The 6,902-nt window shown below is 70.2% G+C and carries 7 protein-coding genes and 1 tRNA gene; 6 read left to right on the forward strand and 2 right to left on the reverse strand.

What is annotated here, in order from left to right; translation table 11 throughout:
* The first annotated feature begins 281 nt into the window (after positions 1 to 281).
* From KY469_21940 to KY469_21960, 5 genes are all read left to right on the forward strand, one after another.
* Positions 282 to 1,424: a GAF domain-containing sensor histidine kinase gene (locus KY469_21940; GenBank protein ID MBW3665759.1), complete on the forward strand. Its 1,143-nt coding sequence runs from the start codon at positions 282 to 284 to the stop codon at positions 1,422 to 1,424.
* Positions 1,406 to 2,020 (forward strand): response regulator transcription factor, encoded by a 615-nt coding sequence (locus tag KY469_21945; GenBank protein MBW3665760.1) that lies wholly within the window; start codon positions 1,406 to 1,408, stop codon positions 2,018 to 2,020. Before KY469_21940 ends, KY469_21945 begins: the two co-directional genes overlap by 19 nt.
* Positions 2,021 to 2,116: 96 nt before the next feature.
* The gene (locus KY469_21950) at positions 2,117 to 2,650 is read left to right on the forward strand and encodes a redoxin domain-containing protein (GenBank protein ID MBW3665761.1); all 534 of its coding nucleotides are present in this window, start codon (positions 2,117 to 2,119) and stop codon (positions 2,648 to 2,650) included.
* Positions 2,602 to 4,371: a Rieske (2Fe-2S) protein gene (locus KY469_21955; GenBank protein MBW3665762.1), complete on the forward strand. Its 1,770-nt coding sequence runs from the start codon at positions 2,602 to 2,604 to the stop codon at positions 4,369 to 4,371. The genes KY469_21950 and KY469_21955 overlap by 49 nt, the downstream gene beginning before the upstream one ends.
* Positions 4,372 to 4,432: 61 nt before the next feature.
* Positions 4,433 to 4,714, forward strand: a complete 282-nt coding sequence (locus tag KY469_21960; protein MBW3665763.1) for a hypothetical protein — start codon at positions 4,433 to 4,435, stop codon at positions 4,712 to 4,714.
* Positions 4,715 to 4,723: 9 nt separating this feature from the next.
* Here KY469_21960 and KY469_21965 read toward each other — a convergent pair whose 3' ends face one another.
* Positions 4,724 to 4,996, reverse strand: coding sequence for a hypothetical protein (locus tag KY469_21965; protein ID MBW3665764.1), 273 nt, complete (start codon positions 4,994 to 4,996; stop codon positions 4,724 to 4,726).
* 600 nt (positions 4,997 to 5,596) lie between these two features.
* A tRNA-Ala gene (locus tag KY469_21970) sits at positions 5,597 to 5,669 on the reverse strand.
* Positions 5,670 to 5,907: 238 nt separating this feature from the next.
* Here KY469_21970 and KY469_21975 point away from each other — a divergent pair.
* The gene (locus KY469_21975) at positions 5,908 to 6,825 is read left to right on the forward strand and encodes an ACP S-malonyltransferase (protein ID MBW3665765.1); all 918 of its coding nucleotides are present in this window, start codon (positions 5,908 to 5,910) and stop codon (positions 6,823 to 6,825) included.
* Positions 6,826 to 6,902 lie beyond the last annotated feature (77 nt).

Below are 6,902 nucleotides of genomic sequence, written 5' to 3' on the forward strand. Positions count from 1 at the left end.
GACCTCTCACACGGTTCTGGGTTTCAGCACCGCAGAACCTACGAGGCGGCCCGTGCGCGTCACTTCAACCGGCCCCTTCCCCAACCGCCGGCACCGCAGGGCCGGCTACGACACCGAACCCACCCGCCGGCACCCACACGAAGGGCAGGAGACCCGCATTATCGATCGGTTCCGACGGGCGCACCCGAGAGCGATGCGTCCGCGTCCGTCGCGGTCTCGAACTACACTTGGCCACCGGTGGATCGCCCCGCCGGCAAGTCAGTCAGCGCAGAGGTGGGGATGTGGACGTCGATCGGCGGTTGCGAGAGCTTGCCACCCTCAACGCCATCGGCGAGGTGCTCAATCGCGAGCCGGACCTGTCCGTGGCGCTCCACCAGGCAGTCGAACGCCTCGTCGATGTGGTTCGGGTGAGGACCGGATGGATCTTCCTCAGCCGGTCGATCGACGGCGACCCCCACTTCGGTGGCTTCCAGACGGCCGCGATGGTGGGGCTGCCGCCTGCCCTCTCGGCCGGCGGCTGCGCCGCGCTTCGCGAGGGGAGCTGCGAGTGCGAGGGGATGTTCCGCCGGGGCGAGCTCGACTTCGGGATCAACGTGGTGACGTGCAGCCGGCTTGAGAACGCCGAAGGCGACCGGGGCGGGCTGCAGATCCACGCGAGCGTCCCGCTTCATGGGCGGGAGGCCCCGGTGGGCATCCTCAACCTCGCCTCCCCCGGCGACGACCGGTTCGACGACGAGGCGCTCACGCTCCTCGACGCGGTCGGCCGACAGATCGGTGTGGCATACGAGCGTGCGGTGCTTCTCCATCAACGCCAGCAGGACGCCGAGCACCGGGCCGCGCGGGAGGAGCGCGACCGCATCGCCCGCGACGCCCACGACTCGGTCTCGCAGCTGCTGTTCGGGGCCGACCTCTCCCTGAAGGTGGCCCGCGGCTCCCCCGACGCGGCGAAGCGGGACGCCGCCGTCCAACGGGCCGCCGATCTCGTCGAGAGCTCCCTGATGGAACTGCGGGGTCTCGTTGAACTGTGGCGTTCGGCCGATCTCCGGCAGGGTTTGGTCGCTGCCCTCGAGCGGCTGGTCGAACGCACGACCGGGACGATGAAGGTGCACCTTCGAGCGGAGGACGTCGAGCTGCCCGAGGACGTGCAGGAGGTCCTGTACCGGTGCGCCCAGGAGGCGGTTCACAACGCGATGAAGCACAGCTGGGCCGACAACGTGTGGATCCAGCTGTCGCGGTCGTCGCGGGCGGTGCGTCTCCGCGTCGACGACGACGGCGAGGGGCTCCCTGCGGAGCTTGCTCCCGGGATCGGACTGCTCAGCATCCGTGCGCGCGCGGTCAGCGTGGGCGGCAAGGTACGCGTCGTGAACCGACGCCCGCACGGCACGAGACTCGAGGTGGTGGTGCCGTGGGCATCCGGGTCCTGATCGTCGACGATCACCCGGTCGTCCGCGAGGGCCTGCGGGCGGTCCTCGACCTCTGCGACGACCTGGAGGTCGTCGGCGAAGCGTCGGCGGTCACCGATGCCCTCGAGGTCGCCGCCTCGGAAGACCCCGACGTCGTCCTGCTCGATCTCCGGCTGGCCGACGGCAACGGCCTCACGGCGATCGCCCGCCTCCGCTCTATGGAGCCGGCGCCGACGGTGGTTGTGCTGTCGAGTTTCGTCGATGACGACTACGTGCGGCAGGCGATCCGCCTGGGAGCGTCCGGCTACCTCGTCAAGAGCGCCGGTCCCGACGCCATCATCGAGGGCATCCGTGCGGCCGGGCGGGGCGAGATGCCGCTCGACCCCGGTGTCGCGCGGTCACTGGCCCTGGCCCGGCCCGACCCGCTGACGCGGCTGACGCCACGTGAGCTCGAGGTCCTGACGCTGCTGGCCAGAGGCAAGAGCAACCGCTCGGTCGCCGATGAGCTCGTCATCGGCGAGAAGACCGTCAAGACCCACGTCAGCTCCATCCTCGCGAAGCTGCAGGTCGAGGACCGCACCCAGGCAGCCGTCTTCGCGAAGGACCACGGACTCTGACCTCCGCCTGCAGGCGGAGGTCAGAGTCCGTCGGCGGACCGATGCGCTCTGGTCGTGCCGGTGTAAGGCTCGCGGTGTCACCAACCGGAGGATGCCATGAGCATGGACGTCGGCGAGCAGGCGCCCGACCTCGCGGTCGCGGCTTTCGTACGCGGGATGGAGGGCCCGATGGAGTTGCGGCTCTCGGAGTACCGCGGACGCTGGCTGGTGCTGTTCTTCTACCCACGGGACTTCACGTTCGTCTGTCCGACGGAGCTCGCCGCCCTCGCCGAACTCGAAGCGGACTTCGGGACGGTGGGCGCGGTGCTGGTCGGGGCGAGCACCGACAGCTACTGGACCCACCGGGCGTGGTTCACGACGGACCCGCGGCTGGGGACGGTCAGCTACCCGGTGGTCGCCGACGCGAACCAGGCGCTGGCCGCAGCGTTCGGTGTCCTCGGACGCGACGGTGCCGCCTACCGGGCGACGTTCCTCATCGACCCCGACGGCGTCGTCCGCCACGCGAGCGTCACGACCGGCGACGCCGGTCGCAACGTCGACGAGGTGCTGCGCACCCTCCAGGCGGTCCAAACAGGGGCGCTGTGCCCGGCCGGGTGGCGGCCGGGCGAGCCGACGCTCGTCGCGAGCTGATCGTGTCGGGGTGGGTGCGGGCAACGGGGGTGCGGGAGCTCCCCGAGGTGGGAGGCAAGGTCTTCAGGCACCTCGACAAACGCATCTCGCTGTTCCGCACCCCCTCGGGCGTCCACGCGGTCGACAACCGCTGCCCGCACGAGGGCTACGCCCTGGCGCGAGGACGCGTGAAGGACGACGTGCTCACCTGCCAGTGGCACAACTGGAAGTTCGACCTCGCAACCGGGACGTGTCTGTTCGGCGGCGAGGGGGTCCGCACCTACCCGGTGGAGATCCGCGGCGACGACGTCTACCTCGACATCACCGACCCGGAGCCGGAGGAGCTTGAACCGCGGCTGTTCGCGAGCCTTCTCGAGGCCATGGGGCGCGTCGACGTCGGCAGGATCGCACGCGACGCCATGCGCCTCCACCGCATCGGCACGCCACTCGCGGAGGTCGTCCGCGAGGGCCTGCGGTTCGGCGCGCCCCGTGCCGAATACGGCTGGAACCACTCGCTGGCCACGCTGGTGACCTGTCTCGACTACGCGCGTCTGTTCGACGGCCCCCTCGCGGCGATGCCGGTCGTCCAGGGCCTCGCGGTCGTGAGCGAGACCGAGGTCCGCCGGCCGCTTCGGCCTCGTCCGGACCCGGTGGACCCGACCGCAGCCCACGGGTCGGTCGAGGACGCGCTGGCCGCCTTCCCCCGCCTCGTCAACGACGAACGTGCGGACGACGCCGAGGCGCTGCTGCGCGGCCTGCTCGCCGCGCAGGTCCCACCTCAGGCGGTCCGCCACGCACTCCTGACCGCGATCACCGACCACTTCCTCGGTTACGGCCACCCGCTCATCTACTGCCAGAAGGCGTTCGAGCTGCTTGACACGATCGGCTGGGAGGAGGCCGACAGCGTCCTCGGTCCGCTCGTACCCAACACGGTCCTGTCCACACGCTACGACGACCTGCCGTGGATGCGCCGCTTCCTCGTCGCGTGGGAGGAGGCGGACGTGGACCTCGGATCGTGCCTCGCCGGCCCACCCCGCGCCCCCTTCGACCGGGCGGCCTACCTGCGCGCGGTGATCGACGGGTCACCGGAGGATGCGGTCGCCGCGCTCGCACGTGCCCTGCGCGATCGCACGCAGGTGCCGGCCATCATCGACGCCACCGCGGTCGCCGCGTCGGAGCGGTTCCTGCGCTTCGACCTCGACCTCGACCTGGACGATACGAACGAGTGGGGCTGGCTCGACGTCACCCACACGATGACCTACCTGGACGCGCTGCGCTGGGCGTGGGCCGTCGACCCGAGCCGGGAGATCCTGCGCGGTCTCGTCCACGCCGTCTGGTTCGTGCAGTGGAGCCAACGGTTCGACGCGTCCGCTCCCGCGGCGGTGCCGGCGAGAGCGACGGACGACGTCGACGCGGTGCTCGCCGCGATCCGCAAGCGTGATCCCGAGGCCGCCGTCGCGCTCGTGAGCGGGTTCCGGGGACCCGCCGAGGCGGTCGATCGCGTGCTCGGCCAGGCCGCCACCGAGGACAATAGCGTCGCACCGATCATGGTGGCCCACACGGTCAAGACGGCGTGGGCCGCCTCGCGCGAGAGCCGCGCGACGGGTGACCGGCGCCCCGTCATCGCCGCCGCCCGGTTCCTCGCCGCTCCGAAACGCGAGCGCTGGGTCTACCAGTCGACGCTCGAAGCGGTCTCCTTACTACAAGGACGCGTGAAGGACGACACACAGCCGCGAGTCTGAGCTGAGATCGCGTGTGCGACCCGAGGCGCGGCAGGGCGCGGCAGGCGCCGCGCTGAGCTAGATGCTGACCGTCGCCCGCGCAGCACAGCAACACAACAATGTTGACCTGCTCGAGGACGTCGCCGACGTGCTGCTCGCCGCGAAAGCGAACTGGGACCGGTACGCCCAGTATCGCCCGGTCAGCTCGTGGGTGACCGGGCTCGACGAATCCGAACAGCATCCCGTCGCCGCGGCGTTGCGACGCAACCCCAGGGCTATCGGCTGGCTCGTGGACTACGTCAGCGTCGACCTGGACGGCACAGCGATCCTCTACGCCGCGGTCAACAGCGCCAACGTGCGCTGACGTCGCCCGTCACCAGCGAACCCGCTGGTCGGTCACCTCAGCGATGTTGGCCTTCAACCGTCGGCCTAGCCGCACCTGCTGCGGACCGAACGACGAGTCACGCAACGCCACATAGTCATCCATGAACTGCGAACCGAGCTGCCGCCAGCGGTCCTGATACGTCGGGCCGGATGCCAACGCCTTCTGCGGAGCCTTCGACAACCAGTTCACCAGATGGTCGTCGGCACCTTCGAACACCTGCAGATCCGTGAACCCCAGTTCGGTGCGGACCTCATCGAGCATCTGACGGTCCCCGCCGTTCCCCGGTCCAACCAGGTAAGGCCGCAGGTACTGCCGTTCGGTCGCGTGGACGAGGAACCCGAGCTGGGACGCCATCGCGGGCGTCGTCTTGTGCGCCCGACGACAGATCAGCACCGGCAGCAGCGGACGGTCCGGATGTTCGTTCTGGATGATCGCCGCCCTCGCGAGCAGGCTGCGAGAGTTTCGAAGCGGTCGGATACACCCACTCCCGGATCTCCTTCACCTCCATCAGCACAGCCGCATGGGGGGCCGGCTCTCCGGTGTCTGACCAGGTCTGCAGCATGGCCTCGTCGTCCCGGGGCGGAGTGGGACCGGATCGCCGAACAGTTCGGTAAGGTCGCCTGCCCTCTCGGTCAGCAGCCGGTAGCCGTACCGGGCCGCTACCGCCAGCGATTCGTGCGCGACCTGTTCGCCGTGCGGACCCACGATTCCTTCGCGCGAGCCACACACGACGCTGCCTCTGCATCACGACTGCAATTTTGTGGGCCTCGCTGTGGGCCTCGCCCTCTAGTGCGACCCCTTTGCATGACGGAAATGCCGAGTTCAGGGAGCTAGAGGGACGCACTTAGTAGAAATTGAAGGTGGACCCGATCGGGATCGAACCGACGACCTCCGCCATGCCATGGCGGCGCTCTTCCAACTGAGCTACGGGCCCGGGATGCCGGGCGCGGACGTGCGCAGGGCAGCGTACCGAGCAGGGTAGGGGCCCGCGACAAGCCCGCTGGGAGTACCACCTCCCACGTACGCAACAGGTGCTCCCAGGGCGCAGGGGACGCGACCGGTCGGGCAGGCGGATGATGTTGACATCAACGTCAACTTCCGCAAGGCTGGGAACTGATGTTGACGTCGATGTCAAGTTTGCCCTCTCCGAACCGACCGAACGGACCCCTTAGATGAGCGTCGCTGTCGTGTTCCCCGGCCAGGGATCGCACCGCGCCGGGATGGCCTCCGCGTGGGAGGACCACCCGGCGCACGCGATCTTCGCCGAGGTCGGGGCGGCCGCTGGCATCCCGGACCTGCCCCGACTCGCTGACGACCCCGACGCGTGCGCAGCCACCGCGGTCGGCCAGCCCGCGATGTTCGCCGCCGGGATCGCCGCCTGGCGAGCCCTGTCCGACGTCGGGGTGCGCCCTCACGCCGTTGCCGGGCACAGCCTGGGGGAGGTGACCGCCGCGGTCGCGGCAGGGGTCATGTCCGTCGAGGACGGCGCCACTCTGGTCGCGGAGCGCGGCCGGTCGTTCGCGGCCGCGTGCCGAGCGAACCAGGGGGGGATGGCAGCGGTGCTCGGACTCGGTGACGAGATCCAGGCCGTCCTCGCGGATCATCCGCGGATCGAACTGGCCAACGACAACGGCCCCACCCAGAAGGTCCTGGCGGGTCCCCGTGACCCGTTGGCCGAGGCGCTGATCTCGGCCAAGGAGCTGGGGGGGCGGGTCCGTGAGCTCGACGTCGAGGGCGCGTTCCACACCGCGGCGATGGCCCCGGCCGTCGTGACGGTCGACACCGTCCTGCGACGCACCGAGCTGCACGACCCCGCGTTCCCCCTGGTCTGCGGCGACTGGGTCACGGTGTCCGCGACCGCGGGCGAGGTCCGCCGCGGGCTCGTCGACGGGGTGCTGTCCAGGGTGCGCTGGCGGGAGGTCCAACGGCGCCTCGGCGACATGGGGGTCACGGCGATCATCGAGGCCGGTCCCGGCGGGGTGCTGACCGGACTGGCTCGACGGACCGTGCCGGAGGTAGACGCCGTCCACGTCGACGGCCCGAGCTCGGTGCGGGACCTCACTGACACGATCCTGCAGAGCAGCCGATGATCGTGGTCCCGAACTGCGTGGTCGTGGTCGCCCCCCGTGGCGGACGCGTGCGTCGTCTGGCGCCGCCCGGCGCCACC

This window comes from Actinomycetota bacterium (assembly GCA_019347575.1).
Classification (GTDB): domain Bacteria; phylum Actinomycetota; class Nitriliruptoria; order Nitriliruptorales; family Nitriliruptoraceae; genus JAHWKY01.